At 68.8% G+C, this 25844-nt stretch carries 20 protein-coding genes and 1 tRNA gene; 14 read left to right on the top strand and 7 right to left on the bottom strand.

What is annotated here, in order from left to right; all coding sequences use genetic code 11:
* The first annotated feature begins 29 nt into the window (after nucleotides 1–29).
* Nucleotides 30–2336 (top strand): sodium-translocating pyrophosphatase, encoded by a 2307-nt coding sequence (locus tag ACPL7H_RS00325; protein WP_424795219.1) that lies wholly within the window; start codon nucleotides 30–32, stop codon nucleotides 2334–2336.
* 97 nt (nucleotides 2337–2433) lie between these two features.
* Here ACPL7H_RS00325 and ACPL7H_RS00320 read toward each other — a convergent pair whose 3' ends face one another.
* A complete protein-coding gene (locus ACPL7H_RS00320) occupies nucleotides 2434–3936 on the bottom strand; it encodes an MFS transporter (RefSeq protein WP_424795218.1) in 1503 nt (500 codons plus the stop codon).
* Between the two features lie 55 nt (nucleotides 3937–3991).
* Here ACPL7H_RS00320 and ACPL7H_RS00315 point away from each other — a divergent pair, with 55 nt between their 5' ends.
* A complete protein-coding gene (locus ACPL7H_RS00315; protein WP_424786743.1) occupies nucleotides 3992–5629 on the top strand; it encodes a DUF7059 domain-containing protein in 1638 nt (545 codons plus the stop codon).
* 74 nt (nucleotides 5630–5703) lie between these two features.
* Here ACPL7H_RS00315 and ACPL7H_RS00310 read toward each other — a convergent pair whose 3' ends face one another.
* On the bottom strand, nucleotides 5704–6435 hold the full coding sequence (locus tag ACPL7H_RS00310; protein ID WP_424786742.1) for a TetR/AcrR family transcriptional regulator: 732 nt from the start codon (nucleotides 6433–6435) through the stop codon (nucleotides 5704–5706).
* A gap of 149 nt (nucleotides 6436–6584) precedes the next feature.
* On the opposite strand from ACPL7H_RS00310, the gene ACPL7H_RS00305 reads away from it, so the two are divergent.
* The 10 genes from ACPL7H_RS00305 to ACPL7H_RS00260 all read left to right on the top strand — a co-directional run bounded on the left by ACPL7H_RS00305 (nucleotide 6585) and on the right by ACPL7H_RS00260 (nucleotide 18016).
* Nucleotides 6585–7556 carry an ATP-binding cassette domain-containing protein gene (locus ACPL7H_RS00305; RefSeq protein ID WP_424795217.1) on the top strand — a complete coding sequence of 324 codons (972 nt, stop codon included), beginning with the start codon at nucleotides 6585–6587 and terminating at the stop codon, nucleotides 7554–7556.
* Nucleotides 7553–8419, top strand: a complete 867-nt coding sequence (locus ACPL7H_RS00300) for an ABC transporter permease (protein ID WP_424795216.1) — start codon at nucleotides 7553–7555, stop codon at nucleotides 8417–8419. The genes ACPL7H_RS00305 and ACPL7H_RS00300 overlap by 4 nt, the downstream gene beginning before the upstream one ends.
* 110 nt (nucleotides 8420–8529) lie before the next feature.
* Nucleotides 8530–9420 carry a phosphatase PAP2 family protein gene (locus ACPL7H_RS00295; protein ID WP_424795215.1) on the top strand — a complete coding sequence of 297 codons (891 nt, stop codon included), beginning with the start codon at nucleotides 8530–8532 and terminating at the stop codon, nucleotides 9418–9420.
* A gap of 23 nt (nucleotides 9421–9443) precedes the next feature.
* The gene (locus ACPL7H_RS00290; RefSeq protein WP_424786738.1) at nucleotides 9444–10199 is read left to right on the top strand and encodes a glycerophosphodiester phosphodiesterase; all 756 of its coding nucleotides are present in this window, start codon (nucleotides 9444–9446) and stop codon (nucleotides 10197–10199) included.
* 247 nt (nucleotides 10200–10446) lie between these two features.
* Complete coding sequence (gene topA, locus ACPL7H_RS00285) at nucleotides 10447–13254, top strand: type I DNA topoisomerase (RefSeq protein WP_424795214.1); 2808 nt, start codon at nucleotides 10447–10449, stop codon at nucleotides 13252–13254.
* A gap of 15 nt (nucleotides 13255–13269) precedes the next feature.
* Nucleotides 13270–14286, top strand: a complete 1017-nt coding sequence (locus ACPL7H_RS00280) for a Gfo/Idh/MocA family protein (RefSeq protein WP_424795213.1) — start codon at nucleotides 13270–13272, stop codon at nucleotides 14284–14286.
* Between the two features lie 93 nt (nucleotides 14287–14379).
* On the top strand, nucleotides 14380–15051 hold the full coding sequence (gene tmk / locus ACPL7H_RS00275; RefSeq protein WP_424786993.1) for a dTMP kinase: 672 nt from the start codon (nucleotides 14380–14382) through the stop codon (nucleotides 15049–15051).
* Nucleotides 15048–16199, top strand: coding sequence for a DNA polymerase III subunit delta' (locus ACPL7H_RS00270; RefSeq protein WP_424786735.1), 1152 nt, complete (start codon nucleotides 15048–15050; stop codon nucleotides 16197–16199). Before tmk ends, ACPL7H_RS00270 begins: the two co-directional genes overlap by 4 nt.
* A gap of 81 nt (nucleotides 16200–16280) precedes the next feature.
* A complete protein-coding gene (locus ACPL7H_RS00265; protein WP_424795212.1) occupies nucleotides 16281–17810 on the top strand; it encodes an alpha/beta hydrolase in 1530 nt (509 codons plus the stop codon).
* 133 nt (nucleotides 17811–17943) lie between these two features.
* A tRNA-Thr gene (locus ACPL7H_RS00260) sits at nucleotides 17944–18016 on the top strand.
* A 164-nt stretch (nucleotides 18017–18180) separates the two neighbouring features.
* On the opposite strand, the gene istB is transcribed toward ACPL7H_RS00260, so the two are convergent.
* Nucleotides 18181–18972: an IS21-like element helper ATPase IstB gene (gene istB / locus ACPL7H_RS00255; protein ID WP_424795211.1), complete on the bottom strand. Its 792-nt coding sequence runs from the start codon at nucleotides 18970–18972 to the stop codon at nucleotides 18181–18183.
* Nucleotides 18969–20516 carry an IS21 family transposase gene (istA, locus tag ACPL7H_RS00250; RefSeq protein WP_424795210.1) on the bottom strand — a complete coding sequence of 516 codons (1548 nt, stop codon included), beginning with the start codon at nucleotides 20514–20516 and terminating at the stop codon, nucleotides 18969–18971. The genes istB and istA overlap by 4 nt, the downstream gene beginning before the upstream one ends.
* A 231-nt stretch (nucleotides 20517–20747) precedes the next feature.
* Here istA and ACPL7H_RS00245 point away from each other — a divergent pair, with 231 nt between their 5' ends.
* Entirely contained in the window at nucleotides 20748–22010 is a 1263-nt protein-coding gene (locus ACPL7H_RS00245; RefSeq protein ID WP_424795209.1) for an IS110 family transposase, read from the top strand.
* 213 nt (nucleotides 22011–22223) lie between these two features.
* Here ACPL7H_RS00245 and ACPL7H_RS00240 read toward each other — a convergent pair whose 3' ends face one another.
* From ACPL7H_RS00240 to ACPL7H_RS00230, 3 genes are all read right to left on the bottom strand, one after another.
* Nucleotides 22224–22943, bottom strand: a complete 720-nt coding sequence (locus ACPL7H_RS00240; protein WP_424795208.1) for a hypothetical protein — start codon at nucleotides 22941–22943, stop codon at nucleotides 22224–22226.
* Between the two features lie 311 nt (nucleotides 22944–23254).
* The gene (locus ACPL7H_RS00235; protein ID WP_424795207.1) at nucleotides 23255–24157 is read right to left on the bottom strand and encodes an S-4TM family putative pore-forming effector; all 903 of its coding nucleotides are present in this window, start codon (nucleotides 24155–24157) and stop codon (nucleotides 23255–23257) included.
* A gap of 11 nt (nucleotides 24158–24168) precedes the next feature.
* Entirely contained in the window at nucleotides 24169–25038 is an 870-nt protein-coding gene (locus ACPL7H_RS00230) for an SMODS domain-containing nucleotidyltransferase (RefSeq protein WP_424795206.1), read from the bottom strand.
* A gap of 163 nt (nucleotides 25039–25201) precedes the next feature.
* Between ACPL7H_RS00230 and ACPL7H_RS00225 the strand changes: the two genes are divergently transcribed.
* Nucleotides 25202–25837, top strand: a complete 636-nt coding sequence (locus ACPL7H_RS00225; protein WP_424795205.1) for a helix-turn-helix domain-containing protein — start codon at nucleotides 25202–25204, stop codon at nucleotides 25835–25837.
* The last annotated feature ends 7 nt before the right edge of the window (nucleotides 25838–25844 follow it).

Raw genomic sequence — 25844 nt, 5'->3', positions numbered from 1 at the left:
TTCGTTGCCACTCTCATAGAGGAGAATGCATGCCCACGCTCGACACCACGAGCATTGTCATCGTGTCGGTGATCGTGCTGATCGCACTCGCCGCGCTGGCGATCGCTGCGGTGCTGCGCGGCCAGGTTCTGGCTGCTCATGACGGCACCCCAGCCATGCAGTCCATCGCCCAAGCGATCCAGGAGGGTGCTCGGGCCTACCTGTATCGGCAGTTCAAGACGCTTGGCCTGTTCGCCGTGATCGTTTTCGCCCTGCTGTTCCTGTTGCCCGGGGACCTGGGGGTCAAGGTGGGCCGGGCCGTCGCCTTCCTGTTCGGAGCCGGTTTCTCGGCCGCGATCGGCTACCTGGGAATGTGGTTGGCCACCCGCGCCAATCTGCGGGTGGCCGCGGCTGCCACCCGGCCCGGTGGCAACGTCGAGGGCGCCCGGATCGGAATCCGCACAGGTGGCGTGGTGGGCATGAGCGTGGTCGGACTGGGCCTGCTGGGTGCCGGGGCGGTGGTGCTGATCTTCGGCTCCGACGCACCGTTGGTGCTCGAGGGCTTCGGCTTCGGCGCCGCGCTACTGGCGATGTTCATGCGCGTGGGCGGCGGGATCTTCACCAAGGCCGCCGACGTGGGAGCGGACCTGGTCGGCAAGGTGGAGCAGAACATTCCCGAGGACGACCCCCGCAATGCCGCCACCATCGCCGACAACGTCGGCGACAACGTCGGGGACTGCGCCGGAATGGCCGCGGACCTGTTCGAGTCCTATGCGGTGATGCTGGTGGCCGCCCTGATTCTGGGCCGGGCCACGATGGGTGAACAGGGCCTGATCTTCCCGCTGATCATCACCGCCATCGGCGCGCTGGTCGCCGTCATGGGTGTGTTCATCACCCGGGTGCGGGGCGCCGAATCGGCCCTCGCTGCCATCAACCGTGGTTTCTACCAATCCGCGTTGGCCGGTGCGGTGCTGGGCGGGGTGGCCGCGTTCATCTACCTGCCCTCGACCTTCGCGGACCTGACCCCCGGCAGCGTGGACCTCAGCACCCACCCCGGAGACCCCCGCCTGATCGCCGCGCTGGCTGTGCTGATCGGCGTGGTGCTGGCCGGTGTGATCTTGTGGGTCACCGGTTACTTCACCAACACCACGTCCAAGCCCACGGTGCACGTGGCCGAGACCTCCCGCACCGGCCCGGCCACCGTGGTGCTGGCCGGTATCGGGGTCGGGTTCGAATCGGCCGTGTACACCGCCGGCATCATCGCCGCGGCACTGTGCGGGTTGTTCCTGCTCGCCGGCGGTTCGGTGTGGCTGTCGCTGTTCCTGATCGCGCTGGCCGGTTGTGGTCTGCTCACCACCGTGGGAGTGATCGTGGCGATGGATACCTTCGGGCCCGTCTCCGACAACGCCCAGGGCATTGCGGAGATGTCCGGGGACGTCGATGAAGCCGGCGCCCAGATCCTCACCGACCTGGACGCCGCGGGCAACACCACCAAGGCCATCACCAAGGGCATCGCGATCACCACTGCGGTGCTGGCGGCCACCGCGCTGTTCGGGTCCTACGCCGACTCGGTCAGCGCCGCGATGCGTGATCTGGGCGTGGACGTCGGTGCGATGCACGACATCGTCGCCTCGATGATCTCCTACGACATCATCTCCCCGATCACCCTGGTCGGGGTGATCCTCGGCGCGAGCACCGTGTTCCTGTTCTCCGGCCTGGCCATCGACGCCGTCACCCGCGCCGCCGGGGCGATCGTCTACGAAGTGCGCCGCCAGTTCCGTGAGATGCCCGGCATCATGACCGGCCAGACCCGCCCGGAGTACGGCAAGGTCGTGGACATCTGCACCCGCGACTCCCTGCGTGAACTCATCACCCCCGGTCTGCTCGCCGCCTTCTCCCCGATCGCCGTCGGCTTCGGTCTGGGCGTGGGGCCGCTGGCCGGGTTCCTCGGAGGTGCGATCGCGGCCGGTGTGCTGATGGCGGTCTTCCTGGCCAACTCCGGTGGCGCGTGGGACAACGCCAAGAAGATCGTCGAGGACGGCGCGCACGGCGGTAAGGGTTCGCCCGCACACGAGGCGGTGGTGATCGGTGACACCGTCGGTGACCCGTTCAAGGACACCGCCGGTCCGGCGATCAACCCGCTGATCAAGGTGATGAACCTGGTGGCGCTGCTGATCGCCCCTGCCGTGGTGGCGATGAGCATGCCCGCGGATGCCAACCACACGTTGCGCATCGGGATCGCGGTTGTGGCGGCCGCGATCATCTTCGCCTCGATCATCATCAACCGGTTGCGGGCTGCCAAGTCCGATAAGGACATGGCAGCCCAGTCCGGGGAACCGGTCCACAGCCCGCGCTGAGCAGGCCCGGCCGCGCGCGTCGGCGGCTCGCCCGAGGCGCGCGGCCTGCACGTCGACCACGTCGCGGGGACAGCCCGGTCGGGTGAGCCGGAGCTACTCAGGCACGCCCGGTCGGTGGCGACTCAGTGGTCACCGGCTCCTGCGTCGTCGTCGGTTCCTGCGTCAGGGCACTGTCGGTGCGCACCCCGGTGCGCACCCGCAGCACCAGCACCAGCCCGGCCAGCAGAACGGTGGCGATGCCGAGGATCCCCCAGTGCGAGGTCTCGGTGCGCGAGGCCGCGCCGGTGAACCACACCCCCAGCAGGATCGCGCTGGAGTAGGCGGTCGGGGCCAGGAAGCTGACGGCCCGCCCGGTGGTGGCGTACAGGCCGAAGAACTCCCCCTCCTTGCCCTTGGGGATGAGCCGGGACAGGAATGTGCGCGAGGCCGACTGCACCGGGCCCACCCAGATCGCCAGCAACAACCCGAACACCCAGTAGATGATCTGGCCGCGGTCGTGGAAGATGAAGATGATGATCCCGGAGGTGATCATCATGACCAGGGAGACCACGATCAACTTCTTCGGGCCGAACCGGTCATCGAGCGGCCCGAAGGCGATGGTGAATACTCCGGCCACCACATTGGCCACGATCCCGAAGATGATCACGTCCCCCGGCGAGAAGCCGAACACCGTGGCAGCGACCACGCCACCGAAGGTGAACACCCCGGCCATGCCGTCCCGGAACACCGCCGAGGCGATGAGGAAGAACACCGTGTTGCGGTCGGTCTTCCACAGGTGGGCGATCGTGCCGAACAGCCGGCGGTAGGAGTCGATGACGGCGAATCGTTCCTTCGGTGGGCGCGGCTCACCAGCGGTGCGACGCATCACCCAGAGCACCGGGAGCATGAAGACCCCGAACCACGCAGCGGCCAGCAGCATCGAGATGCGCACGTCCATCCCGTTCTCGCTGGTCACGCCGAACAGACCCACCTCGGGGTCGATGAACCCGAAGAAGATGATCAGCAGCAACACGATGCCGCCGATGTAGCCCAGTCCCCAGCCCAACCCGGAGACCCTGCCGATGTTCTTCGGCGTGGACAGGTCGTTGAGCATCGCGTAGTAGTTCACCGAGGCGAACTCGAAGGCCACATTGCCCGCGGCCAGCAACAACAGGCCCAACCACAGGTACTCCGGTGCCGGGGCCACGAAGAACAGCCCGGCGGAGGCGATCACCACCAACGTGGTGTTCAGCCCGAGCCAGAGCGTGCGCCGGCCGGTGCGGTCGGCGCGCTGGCCGCTGATCGGGGCGAACACCGCGATGAGCACCCCGGAGGTGGCCAGCGCGAAACCCAGGTTCGTCTCGGCGTTCTCCCCGAAGGCATCGGAGGTGATGTACACGGTGAAGACGAACGTGGTGATCACCGCGTTGAACGCCGCCGAGCCCCAGTCCCACAGCGACCAGGCAAGCACCGGCCAGGACAGGGTGCGCAGCGGCCGCCGGTCCCCGGGCGTGAACGACCGGCGCCGTGGTGAGGCGGCGATGGCGGAACTGCTGGCGTCGGTGCCGGCCCGGTGGTGCGGGCGCTCATCCTGTCCGCCCGGCCCGGAGTGGGTTGTCATATCAAGCACGGTATCGTCCGCGGCGGTCGTTGCGGTGGAAGAATGAGGTCCGGCCGTGAATTCACGAATGAACCACGGGGAGAAGGGAGCGCTGGTGGCCGATCAGCCGCATCCACCGGCGCCCACGGCAGATCCCGTTCTCATCGCCGAGCTGCGCCGCGACCTGGCCACCACCAGGTATGAGGTGGGTCATCTCGGCGAGATCGTGGGTGAGGTGGCCATCGCCGCGCTGGACCGGGAGGAGCCACTGCCGGCCCGGGACGCCGCTGCGGCGAGCACCGAACCCGCCGCGGCGCTGATGCGCCTGTTCACGCTCGGGCAGGAACTGACCAGGACCGAACTCGACCGTGCCCTGCCCGCGGTGGGGGCCGACGGCGCAGCCCGCCTCGGTCTGGTCCGCGCGGCCGGGCAGGGCGCCGGCGATCCGGTGCGCGCGCAGGTCGACCTGCGACCGGTCAGCACCGGGGAGCACTCGTGGTGGCTGGCCTCGGACCAGGGGGAGGCCGTCACCGGAGCGGTGCTGGACACCGAGCACGTGCTCGGTGTGGGTGCGGCAGGGCGGACCCTGGCCGAGATCACGGTCCCCACTCCCGTGCGCAGGGCGTTGGACCTGGGCACCGGATGCGGCATCCAGGCCCTGCACGTGGCCGGATTCTGCCCGGACGTGGTGGGCAGCGACCTGTCGGCGCGCGCGCTGGCCTTCGCCTCCTTCAATGCCGGTCTCAATGGAGTGGGCCTCGACCTGCGCGCCGGGGACATGCTCGCGCCGGTGGCGGGGGAGACGTTCGACCTGATCGTGTCCAACCCGCCGTTCGTCATCACCCCCCGCACCGAAGCGGCCCCCATCACCTACCGCGACGGGGGTCGGGGCGGCGATGACCTCATCGCCCACCTGGTGCGCGCCCTGCCCGAGCACCTGGGGCCCGGGGGCACCGCGCAGTTCCTGGCCAACTGGGAGATCCCGGCCGGCGGTCGTTGGAGTGAGCGCCTCGAGGCCTGGACGCGGGACCTGGACGTGGACGTGGACGTCTGGGTGATCCAGCGGGAGCAGGTGGATCCGGCCCGGTACGCCGAGACCTGGTTGCGCGACGGCGGTCTCACCCCCGAGCGGGACCGGGAGGGCTGGGAGCACGCATACCGGACCTACCTGCGGGACTTCGCCGCGCGTGATGTCGGTGCCATCGGGTTCGGGTACGTGCTGCTGCGCCGCCGCGAGACCGGCGGGGGCATGCGTGCCGTGGAGAGCACCGCGGATGGCGGCGGTCGCGGTGGCGAGTTCGCTCCAACGGGCGGGCCGTGGCGCCGTTTCGAGGAACTCACCACCCCGCTGCCAGCAGGTGCCGGGGTAGCCATCGGCGCCACCCTGGACGCCGTGCCCGCCCTGGCCGGGGACGTCCTGGACCGGCGCTATCTCGTGGCCTCCGATGTCACCGAGGAGCGGCACTACCGGCCCGGCGAGCCGGACCCGGAGGTGATCGTGCTGCACCAGGGCGGTGGTCTGGGACGCAGCCTGCGGGTCTCGAGCCATACCGCGGCACTGGTGGGTGCCTGCGACGGGGAGCTGGCCGTCGGGCAGATCATCGGTGCCCTCGCGGTGCTCAGCGAGGAGCCGGTCGAGGCGGTACGCGCCGAGGTGGCACCGATGGTGCGCGAGTTGGTCCTGGACGGCTTCCTACGCGCGGTCTCACCCTGAGCCCGGTCCCGCCGCCTGTTCCCGCCGCGCTCTGCCACCCCCTCCGGCACCCCCTATCTCACCTCAGACCGTTCTCAGTGGGGGGTCCGGCCCGCGCGGCGCCGCTGCACTTCCAGCTCGAGGCCGTCCAGCAGGGCGTGGAGGCCCAGGGCGAAGGTCTCTTCCCACCCGCCGTCGAAGGTGTCCTCGGCCATCCCGGCCATCGTGGGGTAGTGGCCCGACTCCACCGCCTGCACCAGCAGTGGCAACTGGAACTCCCAGAACTCGCCATCGCTGACCCCGGACTCCTCAGCCGCCTGCTCGTAGAGGATCTCCTGCCGCGCGGTGCCGGTAACGTACCCATCCAGCAGGGACATCACCATGACCTTCTCCTGGTCACTGAACGGCATGTCGGCCAGCCCGGACATCAACCGCTCCATGCCGGCCAGGCTGTGCGGGCCGATCGGAGTACGCGTGGAGTTGACCTGCAGCAGCCACCGGTGGTGCAGGTGCAAGGCGCGTCCCCGCCAGGCCCAGGCCTCCAGGACTTCGCGCCACCCGTCGTCGGGCGTGGTGGCGGCGTCCTCCGGGAGGACCTCGACGGCGTCGAGCATCAGGTGGAGCAGTTCCGTCTTGCCCGGAACGTAGCGGTACAGCGCCATCGGGCTCGTATTCAGTTCGGCGGCGAGTTTGCGCATCGAGAGCGCGTCGATCCCACCGGCGTCGGCGATGTCGATCGCTGCGGTGACGATCTGGTCCAGGGTGAGGCTGGGCCTGGGTCCTTTGCGGGTCTCGGGGAGCCCTTCCCACAGCAGCCGCTGGCTCACCGCGAGAGGATTCCGTGCCGCCTGCTCCTCGCTCATCATGCACCCCGTTCGCGCGCGTTGCCGTACGTGCGGCAACTCCCTTGACTTTCTGAGGACACCGTACGCTATAGTCTCCTGCGGACACCGTACGCAGAATGTGAGGCGCCCCTATGACTCATCCCGAGACCGCGGTGCGGGCCACCGGCCTGATCAAGCGGTACAAGAACACGCTCGCCCTCGACGGGGTGGACCTGGCCGTCCCCGCCGGCACCGTGCACGGGCTGCTGGGGCCCAACGGTGCCGGGAAGACCACCGCGGTACGCATCCTCACCACCCTGACACGGCTGGATGAGGGGCAGGCGGAGGTGGCAGGCCTGGATGTCCGCACCCAGGCCCGGCAGGTGCGCCAGCGCATCGGCCTGACCGGTCAGCAGACCGCCGTCGACGACCTGCTCACCGCCCGCCAGAACCTCACCATGTTCGGCAGGCTGTTCCGGCTGGACAAGAGGGCCGCCCGCCGTCGCGCCGATGAACTGTTGGAGATGTTCAGTCTCACCGAGGCAGCCGCCCGGGTGCCCAAGACCTTCTCCGGAGGGATGCGCCGGCGGCTGGACCTGGCGGCCAGCATGATCCTGGCGCCGCAGGTGCTGTTCCTGGACGAACCCACCACCGGACTGGACCCGGCCGGACGCCGGGAGGTGTGGCAGGTGGTACGCGACCTGGCGGTACGGGGCACCACCGTGCTGTTGACCACCCACTACCTGGACGAGGCAGACCAACTCTGTGACCGGATCAGCGTGATCGACCATGGCCGGAACATCATCGAGGACACCCCCGCCGGGCTGAAACGCCGGATCGGAGACGAGCACCTGGAGGTCACCGTTGCCGACCCGGCCGACCTACCCGTCCTGAGCGAGGTTGTCTCCACGCTGATCGGCGCGTCACCCGCCGTGATCGAGAGCACTGGGACGGTGAGTGTGGCGGTCTCCGACGGCGTCCAGACCCTGACCGCGGTTGCCGCCGAGGTCCGCGCGCACCACATCGAGATCGCCGACATCGCCCTGCGCCGACCCACGCTGGACGAGGCGTTCCTGCACCTGACCGGCGACTGCCCCGTACCTCAGAAGGAGGCCGTTCGATGACCACCCACACGCCCGTAACCGCCCACGCGGCGGTAGCGATCGACGATTCGCCGGCCGGACGCCTGCGCTGGGCGCTCAAGGACTGCTGGACCATCGTGCTGCAGGAGTTCATGCACCTGGTGCGCCAGCCCTCGACCTTCGCCTGGCAGCTGGGCATGCCGGTGATGATGGTTCTGATGTTCGTGTACGTGTTCGGCTCGGCCATGGACGTCACCGGCCAGGGCGCGGGTGAGGGGTACATCGACTACGCCATGCCCGGGCTGTTCGCGATGACGATGGCGTTCGGGTTCATGAACACCGCCTTCGAGGTCACCCTGAAGAAGGAGAAGGGGTTCATGGACCGGTTCCGCTCGATGCCGATGTCCTCCTCGGCGGTGGTCACCGGGCGCGGGATCGCCGACATCATCCATGCCGCGATCGACCTGACCATCATCGCCGCGCTGGCGTTGATCATCGGGTGGCGCTCCGGTGGCAGCCCCGTCGCGACCCTCGCGGCCTTCGGGCTGCTGCTGTGGCTGCGGCTCGCCCTGATCTTCGTGGGCGTGTTCCTGGGCCTGCGGTTGAAGAACTCCGAAGCGGCCGGGAGCCTGTTCGCGGTGGCCTTCCCGATCGGTTTCATCTCCTCGGTGTTCGCCCCGCCGGAGATGATGCCCGGTTGGCTCGGAGCGATCGCGGCATGGAACCCGGTCTCCTCCACCGCCAACGCGATCCGGGAACTCTTCGCCACCCCCGGGGCGGGGCAGGGGGAGGCCCAGTACTGGATCGACGGCCACGCCCTGGCCGGCGCGGTCGGCTGGCCAGCCCTGCTGATGGTGATCTTCATCCCGTTGGCGATCCGGCAGTTCAAGAACCTGAGCAAATAGCCACCGCGCCCACCGCCCGGAGAAGGGATGCTCCTCGGGCGCGGCCCGCCGCGAGGTGATCGCTCCACGCCATGTCCCCATCCCCGGTCCCCGCGAGCTACCGTGGGCCCGTGTCCACCGCCACCACACCCGGGCAGGGCCGGTCCGCAGCGAGCATCGCCCGAGGCCTGTTGCCGCCGTTGCTCCTGGCCACCGTCACGGTGGTGGGGCTGTGGGCCACCTGGCGCGTCTTCGTGCTGTGGCCCACGGGCCAACTCGTCGACGACGCCGCCTGGCAGGGCAGCCAGTACGGCCGGGACCGCCTCGATGCCCTGGTCGAACCGGTGGTCCGAGTCATCTCCGAACCGTTCCTGGTGCTGGCGGCCCTGGTGGTATTCGGGGTTGCCGCCATGCAGCGGCGCTGGTCGATCGCGATCGCTGCCACCGTGATGCTCGGCGGAGCGAACGTCACCACCCGACTGCTCAAGGAGTACCTGCTCACCCGCCCGGACTTCGGCCTCACCGAACGACCGGTGAACACTCTGCCCTCGGGGCATACCACCGCCGCAGCAACGGTGGCGGCCACGGCACTGCTGATCGCTCCGGCGCGATGGCGTGGCCCCGTCGCACTGGCCGGTGCCGCCTACGCCGGGGCCACCGGGGTCGGCACCCTGGTGCTCGGCTGGCACCGTCCCTCGGACATCGTGGCCGCCTACGCGGTGGCCGCCGTCTGGTACTTCCTCGTCGAAGCAGCCCGGGGGTTGCGGTTGCGGCCCCTGCCCCGCGGATACGGCGAAGCGCCTGCAGGCAACGCCTCGGCGTGGTTGTGGTTCATTGCCGGAGCGGGGGTACTGGTCGGGATCACCGGCGGTATCCTGACGTTCACCCAGGTCCCCGGGGTCGACTTCTCCGCCCAGGTGCTGGCCTACCTGACTGCGGGGGCCGGCATGATGGGCGTGGCTGCCCTCAGCATGGCGGCGATGTTGGGGATGCGCCCCTATCACCGCCTGGACAGCCCCTGAGCACTGGAGGAAGTGTTGGACCGTTGAGTCTTGCGATCGTTGGTCACCGCGGTGCCATGGCCCATGAGCCGGAGAACAGTCTCGCGTCGTTCGCGCTCGCCGAAGCGGTCGGGGCCGATGAGATCGAGCTGGACGTACGGCTCAGCAGCGACAGAGAACTCGTCCTGGTCCACGATGAGACGTTGGATCGCATTGCCGCCGATGGCGCCGGCCGCGGACTCGGACCGGTGTCGGCACTGACGCTCGCCCAGTTGCAGAGCGTCACACTCGATTCGGGGCGGGGCGTGGTCACGCTGGACGAGATGTACGAGGCGACTCAGGTGCGCATTCAGCTCGAGATCAAAGACCCCGCCGTCACGCCGCACCTGGCGGAGTATTACGCCTCGCGTCCGCAGCACGCGCGCAGAACGATCGTGGCGTCCTTCTGCGCCGATGTGACCCGCGCGGTCGCCGACCTCATCCCGGGTGTCGGCCGGCAGCTCATCACGGAGGCGATCGCCGGTGTCGAGCATCATGATGGTGGTCTGTGGGGCGTGCTCGAGCACGCGAGGGCCACACGTCTGGCATGCGGGTTCGGGGGCGTGACACCGCGACTGGTCGAACAGCTCGGCGCGGCGGGCATCGAGGTGCATCTGTGGCCGGTGCGGACCTTGGACGACATCCGCGAAGCGATCGGCGTCGGGGCGGACGGGGTGACGTCGGACGATCCCGCTCGAGCGATCGCGTGGCGCGAGCAGGTGCTCGCGGAGGGACGGCAGCCCCTCGATTCCCGTCGGTGACACGACGGCCGTGTGCGGTTGCAGCGCAAGGTGTGGTTAGTATGCGCCCAGACGTGGATGTACCCTGCGGGACTGATCTACGATGCTGTGTCGTCGTCGTCCCGGCCGGAGCCGCCACGATCACCAGCTTAGCGCACCGGCCGAACCAGCCGAACGAATAGGCCGAACCGGTCGGGCCTTTGAGCCCCGTCCGTCCGACACCGCCCAGGGCGAAACGCCCGCACTCGAACCCTTCAGGAGCAACCGCGTGACAACCCCCGCACGCAAACTCGTCATCGTCGAGTCCCCCGCCAAGGCTCGCACCATCGCGGGCTACCTGGGCTCGGACTTCGAGGTGGAAGCGAGCGTGGGGCACATCCGCGACCTGCCCCAGCCCTCCGAGCTGCCCGCGGAGATGAAGAAGGGCCCGTACAAGAAGTTCGCGATCAACGTCGAGGACGGCTTTGACCCCTACTACGTGGTGGACGGGGACAAGAAGAAGAAGGTCACCGAACTCAAGAAGGCACTCAAGGCGGCCGACGAGCTCTACCTGGCCACCGATGAGGACCGGGAGGGCGAGGCGATCGCCTGGCACCTGCTGGAGGTCCTCAAGCCCAAGGTTCCGGTCAAGCGGATGGTGTTCCACGAGATCACCCGCGAGGCCATCCAGCGCGCCCTGGAGTCCACCAGGGAACTGGACACCCGCCTGGTCGACGCCCAGGAGACGCGCCGGATCCTGGACCGGCTGTACGGCTACGAGATCTCGCCGGTGCTGTGGCGCAAGGTCAGGCAGGGGCTGAGCGCCGGGCGCGTGCAGTCCGTCGCCACCCGGATGGTGGTCGAACGCGAGCGGGAGCGGATGGCGTTCCGCTCGGCCAACTACTGGGACGTGGTCGGGGAGTTCTCCGCCGCCCCGAGCGTGCAGGCCAAGAACGTCGACGGCGACTCCGGCGCCGTGTTCAAGGCTCGCCTGGTGGCCCTGGACGGCTCGCGCGTGGCTACCGGCAAGGACTTCGGTGACGACGGGGTACTGCGTACCGCCTCGGCGGTGCACCTGGATGCCGAGGCCGCCCACGCCCTGGTGGAGGGCCTGGCCCCGGCGAGTTTCGCCGTCCGCCGCGTCGAGGAGAAGCCCTACAAGCGCCGGCCGGCCGCGCCGTTCACCACCTCCACGCTGCAGCAGGAGGCCTCGCGCAAGTTGCGGATGAACTCCCGGGCAGCCATGCGCACCGCGCAGGCGCTGTACGAGAACGGCTACATCACCTACATGCGGACCGACTCCTCGGCGCTGTCCGGTCAGGCGATCAACGCCGCCCGGCGCCAGGCCGCCGAACTCTACGGCGCCGAGTACGTGCCGGATTCCCCACGGGTCTACGCCGGGTCCAAGGGGGCCCAGGAAGCGCACGAGGCGATCCGCCCCGCCGGGGACTCCTTCCGGACCCCCGCCCAGGTGGCCCGGGAACTCTCCGGGGAGCAGTTCCGGCTCTACGAGTTGATCTGGAAGCGCACCGTGGCCTCCCAGATGGCCGATGCCACCGGTTCCACCGCGACGATCCGGCTCGGCGCGTCGTCGTCGACCGGTCAGGACGCCGAGTTCTCCGCATCCGGCACCGTGATCACCTTCCGCGGCTTCCTGGCCGCTTACGAGGAGGGGCGCGACGCCGCGCGCTACGACGAGTCCCGGGACTCCGGCACCGATCGCCTCCCCCAGGTCGCGAGCGGGGACGGGGTGCAGGTGCACGACCTGCTCGCCGACGGGCACGACACCAGCCCGCCACCGCGGTATACCGAGGCGAGCCTGGTCAAGGCGATGGAGGAGCGCGGCATCGGCCGTCCCTCCACCTACGCCGCCACCATCTCGGTCATCACCGACCGCGGCTACGTGCTGCGGCGCGGGCAGGCGCTGGTGCCCAGTTGGCTGGCGTTCTCGGTGGTGCGACTGTTGGAGACCCACTTCGGGCGCCTGATCGACTACGACTTCACCGCCGGGATGGAATCGGACCTGGACCGGATCGCCGCCGGGCAGGAGGACCGGGTGGACTGGCTCACCGGGTTCTACTTCGGCCGGGGTGACGTCGAGGGACTGCAGGCCCTGGTGGCCGACCTCGGCGACATCGACGCCCGGGAGATCAACTCCATCGACATCGGTGACGGGATCACGCTGCGGGTGGGCCGGTACGGGCCCTACCTGGAGTACAGCGGCACCGGCGCGAACGGTGCGGCCGGCGCCGGCGATACCTCGGTCGGTGCCGATGAGGCCAAGCCGACCCGGGCCAGCGTGCCCGACGACGTGGCTCCGGATGAACTGACCGTGGCCAAGGCCCGGGAACTGCTGGAAACCGCCTCCGACGGCGACCGGGAACTGGGTACCCACCCCGAGACGGGCCGGTCGATCGTGGCCAAATCCGGGCGCTTCGGTCCCTACGTCACCGAGGTGCTGCCCGAGGAGGAAGCGGGTAAGACCAAGGGCGGTAAGAAGGTCAAGCCCCGGACTGCGTCGTTGTTCAAGGACATGGACCTGTCCACGATCGACCTGGACACTGCGGTGCGGCTGCTGTCCCTACCGCGGCTGGTGGGCACCGACCCGGAGTCGGAGGAGGAGATCTGGGCGCAGAACGGCCGGTACGGGCCGTACCTGAAGAAGGGCACCGACTCCCGCTCCCTGGAGAACGAGTACCAGCTCTTCGATCTGACGTTGGACCAGGCGCTGGAGATCTACGCCCAGCCGAAGCGGCGGGGCAGGGCCGCGGCGGCACCGCTGCGGGAACTGGGGGAGGACCCGGTCTCGGGTAAGCCGGTGGTGGTCAAGGACGGCCGGTTCGGTCCGTACGTGACCGATGGCAGCACCAATGCCACGCTGCGCAAGGACGATCAGGTGGAGTCGATCACCGCCGAGCGCGGCTATGAACTCCTCGCCGAGAAGCGGGCGAAGGGCCCGGCTCGCAAGCCGGCGGCGAAGAAGCCCGCTGCCAAGAAACCGGCCGCGAAGAAGTCCGCTGCCAAGAAACCGGCCGCGAAGAAGCCCACTGCCAAGAAGCCGGCCGCGAAGAAGTCGAGCGCCGGCACCACGAAGTAATCCCAGGAGGTCAACGTGGACCATGACGTGCCCGACCCGGCGCAGGCGCCGCCATTGGCGTGGGGGATCCTCGGCGCCGGCAATATCGCGCGGCGGTTCGCCACCGAGATCCCCGCCCATACCGCCGGAACGGTGGTGGCGGTGGGCTCGCGCAGTCAGGAGCGGGCCGATGACTTCGCCGCGACCTTCGACATCCCGGGGGCCCACGGTGATTACGAGTCGCTGGTGGCCGATGAGCGTGTGCAGGCGGTCTACATCGCCTCGCCGCACTCGGAGCACCGGGACCACGCACTGCTGGCGCTGGCGGCGGGCAAACCGGTGCTGGTGGAGAAGGCGTTCACCCGCAGCGCGGCGGAGGCCCGCGAGGTGTTCGCCGCGGCGGATGCGGCCGGGTTGTTCGCGATGGAGGCGATGTGGTCCCGGTTCCTGCCGCACATGGCCGCCCTGGACCGGGTACTGCGCTCCGGTGAGATCGGGCAGGTGGTCACCCTCACCGCGCACCACGGGCAGTGGCTGGATGTGGCACCGTCGCACCGGCTGAAGAACCCCGACCTTGCCGGCGGTGCCGTGCTCGACCTTGGCGTCTACCCGATCTCCTTCGCCCATCAGGTACTCGGCAGCCCCGAGACCGTGACCGCAGTCGGTCACCTGGCCGAGACCGGGGTGGACGCCACCGAGGCCGTAGTGCTCACCTACCCCGGTGTGGTGGCGTCGCTGACTACCACGATGCTGGCCGGGACCCGCAACGACGCGGTGATCTCCGGCACCGCCGGCCGCATCGAGATCGCCCCGACGTTCTTCGGATCCAGCACGCTGACCATCCACTCCACCGACGGCGCGGTCCGCACGATCGAGCCGCCGGCGAGCGCCGGTTTCGCTTACCAGGCCGCCGAGACGGCCCGGTGCCTCGAGGCCGGACTGACCCAGTCCCCGGTACTGCCGTGGGAGGAGACGCTGGCGGTGATGCGCACGATGGACGAGGTACGCCGCCAACTCGGCGTGGTGCTGCCCGGGGAGGGTGCCGCCCCTTGAGCCACCGCACTAGGGCGCCCGGTGGTGGGCCGGCCGCGGACGCTGGTCGAGGGTTACCGAGGCCGGGCGGGCGGGTGGGCGGGGCCGGATACCCTGAGCACTGTGAGTGGACTGTTCATCTCCTTCGAAGGCGGCGACGGTGCCGGCAAGAGCACCCAGGTTCGCCTGCTGGCGCAATGGCTGCGCGAGGAGTTCGGGCGCGAGGTGGTGACCACCCGTGAACCGGGCGGCACCGAACTGGGCCGGACGCTGCGCAACGAACTGTTGCACGGCCAGGACATCGATGCCCGGACCGAGGCGCTGCTCTTCGCGGCCGACCGGGCCCATCACGCCCTCACCCTGATCCGGCCGGCGCTGGCCCGTGGTGCGGTGGTGCTGACCGACCGGTACCTGGACTCCTCCGTCGCCTACCAGGCGGCCGGGCGCGAACTCGCCGCCGAGGACGTCGAACGGCTCTCCCGGTGGGGCACCAACGGCTTGATGCCGGCCCTGACGGTGTTGCTGGACCTCCCCACCGAGCAACTGGTGCAGCGGCTGGGAGAACAGGCCGCCGACCGGATGGAACGGGCGGGGATGGAGTTCCACCGCCGCACCCGCCAGGCGTTCCTGGACCGGGCCGCAGCCGAGCCGCAGCGATGGTTGGTGCTCGATGCCGCCGGGAGCAGGGAGGAGATCGCCCAGCAGGTGCGTGCAGCGGTGGAGCCACTGCTGTCCGACGACGCCGCAGGGGGCACCCATCCGAGTGCGCAGGGAGGCCGACGGTGAGCGTCTGGGAGTCCCTGGTCGGCCAGGAGCAGGCCGTCCAGGTACTGCGCGAGGCCGCCGAGCGGCCGGCGGCGATGACGCATGCGTGGCTGATCACCGGACCACCTGGCTCAGGACGGTCGGTGGCCGCGCGTGCCTTCGCCGCCGCGCTGCAGGCCGGGGCCGACGCCTCGGCGCAGGAGGACTCGGCGCGCACCGCTCTGGCCGGGACGCACCCGGACGTGACCGTGCTGGCCACCGAGAAGGTGGTCATCACCGTGGCCGAGGCACGTGGACTGGTCTCACTCGCTCAGCGGGCTCCCTCCCAGGGACGCTGGCGGGTGATTGTCGTCGAGGACGCCGACCGGATGGGCGAGCAGACCGGCAACGTGCTGCTCAAGGCGATCGAGGAACCGCCGCCCCGCACCGTCTGGGTGCTGTGTGCGCCGAGTCCGCAGGATGTGCTGGTGACGATCCGATCGCGGTGCCGTCTGGTGAACCTGCGGGTACCACCGCCCCAGGCGGTGGCCGATCTGCTGGTGCGCCGGGACGGGGTGGACCCGGACCTTGCGCTGGCCTGCGCCCACGAGGCACAGAGCCACGTCGGAGTGGCGCGCCGCCTCGCCACCCACGCCCCGGCACGGGAGTTCCGAGGCACCGTGTTGCAGATCGCCTCCGGGATCCGCGGGGTGGGTGACGCCGTGCTGGCCGCCGGCCGGCTTGTGGACTCGGCCACCGAGCAGTCCAAGGAGGCGACCACCGAGCGAGATGAACGCGAGAAGGCCGAACTGCTACGCAGCCTGGGCGCCGAGGGCGGCGGCCCCGTCCCGCCGGCGCTCCGGCCGCAACTGCGGCAGCTGGAGGAGGAGCAGAAGCGGCGCGCACGCAGAGCGTTGCTGGACGTGCTCGACCGGGCGTTGGTGGACCTGTTGTCCTTCTACCGCGATGTGCTGGTGGCGCAGGTGGGCTCCGATGTCGCCCTGGTCAATGCCTCCTCGGGTGACGCGGTGCAGCAGGTCGCCCGGGCCAGCACCCCGGAGGTGACGCTGCGCCGGATGGATGCGATCGGACTGGCCCGCACCCGCATCAGCGCCAACGCCGCGCCCCTGCTGGCCATCGAGGCGATGGCCGTGGCGCTGCGTCCACAAGCCGAGGCGCACGCGCACTGAGCCCTGTGCGTGTCCAGGTGCGCGGCGCCGGAGCGGGCGTGGTGGTGCGCCGGGACCGCAGGAGCTTTGTAGGCTCGGTTGGTGCTGTCGTCCCCTTCCCGTCGCATCGGCCTGATCTCGCTGTTGGCGGGGGCGCTGCTCCTGGCCGCGTGCGCTCCGGCACCGATGCTGCAACCGCCGGACGCCGCCACGCCCGAGGCTCCCCCGGAAGGCGGTGCGAATGGCCTGCAGGAGTACTACGACCAGGACCTGGACTGGACCGACTGCGGGGACCGGCACCGGTGCACCCGCGTGCAGGTACCGATGGACTACGACGACCCGGACGGGGACACCATCGAGTTGGCCGTGAAGGTCGCTGAGGCGCTGGGCACCAGTGAGGGCGCACTCTTCGTCAACCCGGGCGGGCCGGGCAGTTCGGGCCTGGAGTTCCTGGACAGCGTCGACGCGATGTTCTCCGGGCCCATCCTGCAGCGGTTCGACGTCGTCGGGTTCGATCCCCGGGGGGTGGGGGAGTCCGATGCGGTCCGTTGCCTGGATTCCGAGGGGCTCGATTCGTACTACGGCTCGTTCTTCGAGGTGACCACCGACGCCGGTTGGGAGGACTTCGTCGCCACCGAGACCGACTACGGGCAGGAGTGCCTGGAGAACACCGGGGACCTGCTCGGGTTCGTCGACACCGTCAGCGCCGCGCAGGATCTGGACGTGCTTCGCGCCGTGATGGGGGAGGACTCCATGACCTACCTGGGGTATTCCTACGGCACCTTCCTCGGTGCCACCTATGCCGAGCACTTCCCCGACCGGGTGCACCGGTTGGTGCTCGACGGGGCGATGAACCCGGCGTTGGACTACGCCGAGATCGCGGGCGGGCAGGTGCTGGGATTCGACCGCGCCTACCGATCCTTCGTCACCGACTGTCAGGCGGGCCCGGACTGCCCCTTCGAGGGCCGCGTGGACGAGGCGATCGCCGAGACAGTGGATCTGCTCACCACGTTGCGTGATGATCCGATGCCCGCCACAGACCCGGACCGCCCGGTCACCGACGCCGACCTGATCAACACCATCGTGCTGGCGCTGTACAACGTGGACTCCTGGCCGGTGCTCAGTGAGGCATTGACGATGCTGATCTACCAGGACGACGCCAGCCAGGTCCGGTTCATCTCCGACCTCGCCCTGGAGCGGGAGGACGACGGGACCTACCCCGAGGACCAGGGGGCGTTCCGGGCGATCAACTGCCTGGACTTCCCGGTGGAACTGGACCGGGACGAGATCACCGCCGACGCCGAGGCGTTGGAGGAGGTCTCCGAGGTGTTCGGCCCCTACTTCGGCTACGGCGAGGTCGGGTGTTCCACGATGCCGTTCGAGGCCACCGGCACCCGCGCTCCGATCGCGGCGGCCGGTGCCCCGCCGATCCTGGTGATCGGGACCACCCGCGATCCGGCGACACCGCATGAGTGGTCCGAGGCGCTCGCCGAGCAGCTGGAATCGGGGGTACTGCTGAGTTATGACGGCGATGGTCACGGCGCCTACGGCGGGCACAACTCCTGTGTGCACGAGGCCGTGGATGCCTACCTGCTCGAGGGGCAGGTGCCCGAGGACGGGACGCAGTGCTGAGTTGCTCGGCGCGTCTGCGCCGAGCAAGCACGAGAGCCGACGACGGCGTACCCGGCTGCCGTTTTGAACGGTGCCAGTCACGCCAGGTACAGTAGGCGGGCTGCCCCGGCGCCCACGTGGCCCCGGTGTGCTGGCCGCCTTAGCTCAGTCGGCAGAGCGATTCACTCGTAATGAATAGGTCGTGGGTTCGATTCCCACAGGCGGCTCCGAACGGCCCTCTGACCAGGTAGAACGCCTGGTTGGAGGGCTTTTTCGTGGTCCGGGGGAGGTGTCAAGGGACAGCGGGACCTCCTCGTGGGCGGACAGGAGACCTCCCTGTGGGCGGACAGTTCATCTCCCTGTCCGCGGACAGCTGATCTCCCTGTGGGGGTCAGTTCAAGGGGACCACCCCGCGTCCGGCGGTGGCCTCGGCGAGGCGTAGTGAGGTGCCCTCGGTGATGATGACGTGGGCGTGGTGCAGGAGCCGGTCGACGGCGGCGGTGGCCAGGGTCTTGGGCATGATGGTGTCGAAGCCGGCGGGGTGGATGTTGCTCGTGACGGCCAGGCTGCGGCGTTCGTAGGTGGCGTCGACGAGGCGGTAGAAGGCCTCGGCGGCGGCCTGCCCACTAGGGAGCATGCCGATGTCGTCGACGACGATGAGCTCGGCGCGGGTGATGCGGCTGATGATCTTGGCGACCGAGCCGTCGACGGCTGCCCTGCCGATCGCGGCGGTGAGGGACTCCAGGGTGAACCACGAGACGCGCATGCCGGCATCGATCACCTTGTGGGCCAGTGCCTCAACGAAGTGCGTCTTGCCCGTCCCAGACGGTCCGGAGATGGCGAGGTTCTCGGCGCGGTGGACCCACTCCAGAGTCGCTAGCGCCGACTGCGTCGGGACCGGGATGGAGGAGTCGTCCTCGCGCCAAGACTCGAACCTCTTCCCGGCGGGGAGCCCGGCGGCCTTGCGTCGCATGGCCCGGGTGGCCTCGTCACGGCCGCGGGCCTCCTCGGCGAGCAGGACGCGCAGTACCTCGGTGGGGTCCCAGCGCTGGGCTTTGGCCGTCGCGAGGACCTCGGGGGCGGCGGCGCGCAGGTAGGGCATGCGCATGCGCTTGAGGACGGCGGTGAGGTCCTCGGGCAGCGGCGGCACCGCCGGCATTGTCGTTGTCGTGGTGGTGGTCATCGGGTGGTCTCCTTGCTGCTCGTGAAGCCGGCCCAGGTGGCGGTGCCGGGCTGGGCGGAGTGCGTTTCGTCGGCCATGACGAGGTCACCGGTGGCGGCAGCGGTTGCCTGATGGGCGACGATGGCTGTGAGGTCCTCCTCACCGAAGCGCCCCGCGGCCGCAGCTGCCGTCAGGGCCGCCGCGACAGCCGGGGTGCCGACCAGAGCGGCGAGCTCGACCGCGGCGGCCATCTTGGCCCGGATGCGTGTCGCTCCGGCGGCCGAGGCCGCGATCAGCCAGTCGCGGGCCCCGTCGCCCAGGGCGAGGAAGTCGCGCTCGGCGGCGCTGCGGGCCCGCGGCTGGGGCGGGCGCGGGGCACCGGTGGGGTCCTGGGGATGGTCGGGGTAGTGGGCCAGGTCGATCCGCGGATTGCCCGGAGTCGAGAGCCGGTGGCGGGCCACCTCGATCAGGCCGCGCCGCTCACCGGCCCACTCGGGACGGCGGGGCAGGGCGTCGAGGTCGGCGACCAGGACGAGCTCAGTGCCGGCGACGCGGACCCAGACCTCGGCGCCGACCAGGCCCGGCGGGGTGGAGTAGCGCACCGAGCCGTAGCGCACCGTCTGATCAGTGTTCACCGTCCTGGTCTCGCCCAGCACCAGCGTGTGCGGGGCGGCCGGCAGCGCATGAAGCCGCCGGCGCTCCTCGACCAGCGCCTCGGCCGGGATCCGCGCGGACTCGCGGTGGACGCGGCCGTTGACCTTGGCGCAGAACTCCTCACACGCGCTCTCCAGCTCGGCGAACGAGCCGTACTCGGGGCGCAGGTTGGCCTCGGTGGGCACCACGTCGGCCTTCGCCAGCCGCACGGTGGACTCCGTGCCGCCCTTACTCTCAGGGTCGAAGGGGACACAGGTGTGGACCTGGGTGCCGTAGTGCCGCCCCGCCGCAACGATCTGCGGGTGACGCACCGCCACGCCGGCGACGTGGTCGATGCTCACCGTCCTGGCGTTATCGGTCAGCACATAGGTCGGCACCCCGCCGATCCGTCGCAGCGTGGCGTCCAGGCAGGCGATCAGCGTGGGCAGGGTCTGGTCCCATACCGGGATCACCACGCGGAAGCGTGACCAGGCCAGCCACGCGCAGAACAGCAACGTGCGCCGCAGCGTCCCGTCCGGACCCGGGACCCGCGGTCCTTCGCCCCAATCGAACTGCAACCACAGGCCCGGCTCGGTGATCCACGGCCGATAGGTGCGCCGGTTCCCCACCCGCCACGCCGCCTTCGCCTCCGCGACGGCCCGGCGCGTGGTGCGCTCGGTGCCGGTGAACCCCATCGCCACGAGGCGGCCGTGGACGACGTCGGCGCGGACCTTGCCCGCACTGCGCTCGACCCACTCCTCGATCTTCGGCAGGTGCTCGTCGATCATCCGTGGGCGCCGTGAGGGCCCAGTCACCGGGCGGCCAGCGTCGCGGGCAGCGACATAGCGCCGCACAGTCTTGGCATCCACCCCGGCCAACTGCGCGGCCGAGTGCGCACTCTCTGTGGCATCGAACGCTTCGAGAATCTCCATGAACGCCTCTGGCCGCGCGGCGGCCGCCCCGGAGGATGAAAATCGTCCTGCGGCCCGTCCGGGTGACGTCGTAGGAGATTGGTGCCTTTGAGCCTGCGCATGAACGGGACGCTGGGGCCACCAACAGGGATCCCGGATTGTTGCTTCGAGCACGCGACTGATCGTCTTCGCAGCCTGTGGCCCTCCCGGACGGCGCTTGCAGTGCCGTAGGAACCGGAGGAGAGGTTAGTCATGGACACGTTGGTCGAGCGGTGCGCAGGCATCGACATCGGTAAGGCGGATGTGAAGGTGTGCATCCGGGTGCCTGGCAAGCGAGCCGGCACTCATAGGAAGGAAGTCCGAACCTTTGCGACCATGACAGGGTCGCTGCTCGAACTGCGCCAGTGGCTCATTGACGAGCGCATCAGCCTCGTCGGGATGGAATCCACCGGGGACTATTGGCGTCCGGTGTACTACCTACTGGAAGAGGTCGTGGAGTGCTGGCTGGTCAACCCTCAGCACATCAAGGCCGTCCCCGGCCGCAAGAGCGACGTATCCGACGCTGCCTGGATCGCCCAGCTCGTTGAGTACGGCCTGGTTCGCCCTAGCTTTGTGCCGCCGCCACCGATCCGCCAACTGCGCGATCTGACGCGCTATCGCGCTTCACTGATTCACGACCGCACTCGGCAGGTACAACGGCTCCACAACGTGCTGGAGGACGCCGGCATCAAGCTCTCGCTGGTCGCCACCGACATCCTGGGCGTCTCGGGTCGAGCGATGATCGGCGCACTGATCGATGGAGAGCGCGACCCTCATCGCCTCGCCGACATGGCGTTGGGGAAGCTGCGCAAGAAGAACGCTGCCTTGATCGAAGCTCTGACGGGCCGGTTCGGGGACCATCACGCCACCTTGTGCCAGATGATGCTGGAACAGATCGAGCACATCGACACCGCCATCAGACGCCTCGATACCGCGATTGATACGGCGATCGAGCCGTATCGTCAGATTCAGCAGCGCTTGATCACCATTCCCGGAGTTGCCAAGCGAGCCTCTGAAGTCATCATCGCCGAAACCGGCGGAGACATGAGTAGGTTCGCCACACCGGGGCATCTTTCATCTTGGGCGGGTCTGTGCCCGGGGAACAACGAGTCCGCCGGGAAGCACCGCTCAGGACGAACCCGCAGCGGTAACGCCTGGCTGTGTGGCATGCTCGGGGACTGCGCGACCGCGGCCGCTCGCAGCAAGAACACTTACCTCGCCGAGCGTCACCGCCGAATCCAACGTCGCCGTGGCCGTAAGCGCGCCAAGGTCGCGATCTCACGCAGCATCCTGGAGTCCTGCTGGTGGGTCGTGAAGCACGACGTCGACTACCAAGACCTCGGCCCCGAGCATTTCATCACCCGAACACCAAACCCGGCCAGGCGAGCGCACCGCATCATCACTGAGCTCAGAGTCCTCGGCTACGACGTTCAGGTGGGCCCGATGGTTGCTGCCAGAGCCGCGCAACCCGCGTAGCCCACCCACCTATTTTCGACTGATCTCCCTGTCACACTTCTTCATGCGTCCCTCCGGTGGAACCTGCTCAAGGTGTCGAGAACCTCGAGCAAACCCCGGAGGGACGCCTTCATCGGGACCGACACGGGCCGATCCCACGGGCCACAGACAGGGAGATCAGCTGTCCGTCAGCAGGGAAGTTCGTGTCCGCCAACAGGGAGGTTGGCATGTCCGCTAGCAATCCCGCCGCGTTGCCGCTGAGACCACCAGATGCCTGCGGGTGATCCGGCGCGCGAAAGGCTCTGCGTAGGGCAACACCACCACTGTCTCCAAGCCTCCTGCCGCAGCCTGCGTCACCGGCTCTGCGCTGATGTGCTCAGGATGCTCGTGCGGGGCAGCCGAGAAGTCCGGTAGCAGAGCCGAGAGCCACAATGAATACCTCTCCATGTCCACGCCGTCGCGGCCGTGCTCATGGGCCCACTGCGGAGGCAGCGACGGGCTCAGCGGCTGTCCGGGCCTGGCAATCTCTGCGACAGTGCGCTCGTCCGGAGGACTACCGGCTCTGTCCTCGACCCTGTACCAATCCCAGGCACGCTGCCATGCGCGCGACCACCTGGACGACCATTCCTGCTGGCTGGCGGTCTCGGGCATCTGGGAGTGCCCGGGCTCCGGGGCTGGCTCCAGCTCAGGCACGGACTCGTCGACGGCGATGCCCCAGGCATGCCGCACATAGAGCAGCATCAGGAAATGCTGCGGACGCTCGTCGACCTTGAGCGTCGTCTCCGCCGGCCACTGCGTCACCGTCCGGCGGGCGTTGGCGTAGCCGCCGCCGTGCTCGCGCTGATACATGCGCGCCCGTTGCTTGATCTCGCGGTCTCTGGTCATGGCAATCCCTCCGTTCGCACCCGCGCTGCGAGGTAGAGAGGCGATCAGATCATCTTTCGTGCGATTCATCGAACCTTGCCTCGTGCACCCGGTGCGCGGGCCAGGTGGGGGAGGACAGGCCAGCACGGCGGCCTGATCCGACCCTATGCCAACTGACGACGAGGTCAATGACGGTGCTGGGGCTAGCGGCGCACGCCAGGAACCGACTGGCGGACCGGGCAGAACACCGCCATCACCCCTCACCAGTCGGTGCACCGATCGCTCAGTTCCGAGGTCTTCATGTGCCATCCTTTCACCGCGTGACTCCTCGACAACCGGTGCACCGCCATTGCCGACGCCGGCAGGCTGGTGCCGGTCTGCAAAATGTCGAAGAACGCAACTCATCGGGTCTTGCCGTGTCGTTGTGCTTCCTCGATCAGGTGCGTCGCGCTCTGCTGCATTGCGATTTCGCTGCGGTTCCGTCGCAGGCCGTCGAGCCAGTCGGGGACATGAGCGTTGGTCTGCCGGATGACCAGGATCTGGTCCTGTACCGCGCGGCAGTCGGCGATGGTGATCGGGTCGTCGCGTCGGAGGGTCTGTTCCCAGAGGCCGTGGACCTTCGTCTCGACGTTGGACTTGGAGTCGCTGCTTTCGCGGTTGCTGCGGATCATCTCGATGAGTTCGCGGGCAGGTCCGAGCAGCGGCATGGCGAGTGCAACTAAAGCGTCGGCGGCGGTGAGATTCCCAACGAGGGCGACCGTCACCCCGACGAGGACGAGAGCGACGAGGAGGCCGGTGATGGTGGCGGCGTAGAGGCGATGGATCGACGCTCCCCAGCCCAAGTTGCTGCGTTGACAGATGAGGATGTCAAGAGGTCGAGCAACTGTGCTTGCGTCTGGATACCAGTCCTTGGTTCGACCGCCTCGGTATCGACTGGCGGCCTCGGCGATGAGCGTGGGAGACGGATGCTCGGCCGCCAACGCATTCCAGGGCATGTCGAACACGAAGGTGTCGAACTCCTCCTGTACGAAGGCCGCCTGTTTTCGGCACCTCTTCTCGCGCGCGCCGCCGAGTACGGACCAGAGGAAGGTGACCGTGCCGCCGACGGCTCCGACGACGACTCTGCCCTGCGGGACGGCAAGCGCCACGACAACAGTGACCAGGGCCAGCGCGGCGACGGTGAGGACGCGCGTGTCATGAACTCGCTTGGCGTCGGTGTAGAGCCGTGACTGTGCGGCGAGGAGGCGCTGCGCGTGCTCGGTGTTCTGCAGTGCGGAGATCGTGCGCTGGGTGCTGTCGTTCATCGCGCCGGACCCTACGTGTCGCAGTACGGGAAGTCGCTGCCCCAGATGGCCTGCAACGCCTGGTTCATGTCGTAGCGGTCGTTGGCGAGCCAGGCAGAGTGCGCATTGTCGATGTCCTTCTTGAACTTCCGTAGGTGGGTCATCGCTGATGTGCGGGACGACTCGCTGGAGCAGGCGCTGATCCGCGAGACAAGCCGTGCCGGGTCGTTCATGGCGGGCAGTCCTTGGTTGACCAGGGTCGTGACGATGGACCGGATCGCGGTAAAGGGAAAGACACGGTCGTTATTCTTGCCGAACTCGGCGGCCCGCATCTCCAGGTAGAACGAGGAGACCGAGACGCCGTGGTTGTACTTCCATGCCTTCAGGAGGCGGGCAGTGACGCGGATGTCGCCAGTGTGCTTGCGGTCGAGGTCGGCGACGATCTTATTGTGCGCCTTTGGGGCCGCTTCCCGCCAGCCGCCACCCGGAGCCGGAATCAGGAGGACGCGATTCTCGTCGGTGCTGCCGCGCTCGTAGTAGGCAGGTGTGATCTCGTAGTAGGGGAGGAGACCGGGAAACTTGAGGGTGACGGTTGGGCGACTCACGGTCACCGTTGCTTCCCAGAGTTCACGCTTCAGCAGGTCTCGGAGGTTGTTGAGGACGGTGCTGGAGGACCCCGGTCGGTCTTCATAGTGGATGCGGGCGATGTAATCGACGTCGCTGTATGGCATCACGGCCGTGCCGTGTTGGAACGAACCGCTCTGGAAAAAGCCCATCAGCCGGTGATGTTCAGCGATCACTTCACGTACTCGCTCGCGGTAACGGCGGACCTCGGCCCTGTGCGACTCGGTCGGAGCACGCGAGGCAAGGTAGCGGTCGAAGCCTTCCCAGAAGGCTGTCACGAAATCACCGCACTTGTGTCGGACTCGGATGTTGCTGATCCACCCTATGGCCGGGTACCGACACCACGAGAGGGGTTCCCTCCTTCTCCACCCTGTGAACCCTCGACAACCGTGCGCCAGCGCCGGCACCGCCGTGTCGCACCCCAGCCCTACGCTGGATCCCATGCCAGATCTTTCGCCGACCTCGATCGCCGTCGCCAGCGCCATCACCCATTACCGTGAGCTTCGTGAACTGAGTCGCGACGAGCTGTCCTCACTCCTGCGGCGCACCGGCCACGAGCTCGACGTCGACGGCGTGCGCGCTGTCGAGGACGGCATCAGCACGGCTACGGTCGACGATCTGACAGCGATCGCGCACGCACTCGGCATTACTCCCGCTGATCTGCTGTCGCACGTGCCCGTCGACCAGCCGGTGCCGGAAGGTCCGATCGCCACCGGGGTGCCCGACGACGTGCCCCTGGCCGAGTACAGGGCATGGCTGACCGGCAGCACCGCACTGGACTGCGACTCCAGGCTCCAGTGGCACCAGCAGCTCATCAGCGACCTGCGGATCCGCAGCACCCACGTCGAGGACCAATTGGGCGGTGCCCGTGAGGAACTCAGCGACCTCGGAGTGCTGGCGATCCGCGAGGCCGACATGCCCCCGGTCCAGCGGCTCAACGAGCGTGTCCGCACCGGCGAGCACGAACTCGTCGACGTGGACCTCGCGCTGGCGCTGGCCGAGCAGCGCCTGGCGGACCTGCAGAGTGCTGGTCGCTGTGTGACGTCCTACTCTGCAGACGGGGAGCCACGGCGTTAGAACCCTC

The organism is Pseudactinotalea sp. Z1732, assembly GCF_049724975.1.
In the GTDB taxonomy this organism is placed as follows: Bacteria; Actinomycetota; Actinomycetes; order Actinomycetales; family Beutenbergiaceae; genus CALKWS01.
Note: the sequence above shows the minus strand (reverse complement) of the source record. Positions and strands in the feature narration are given on the sequence as shown.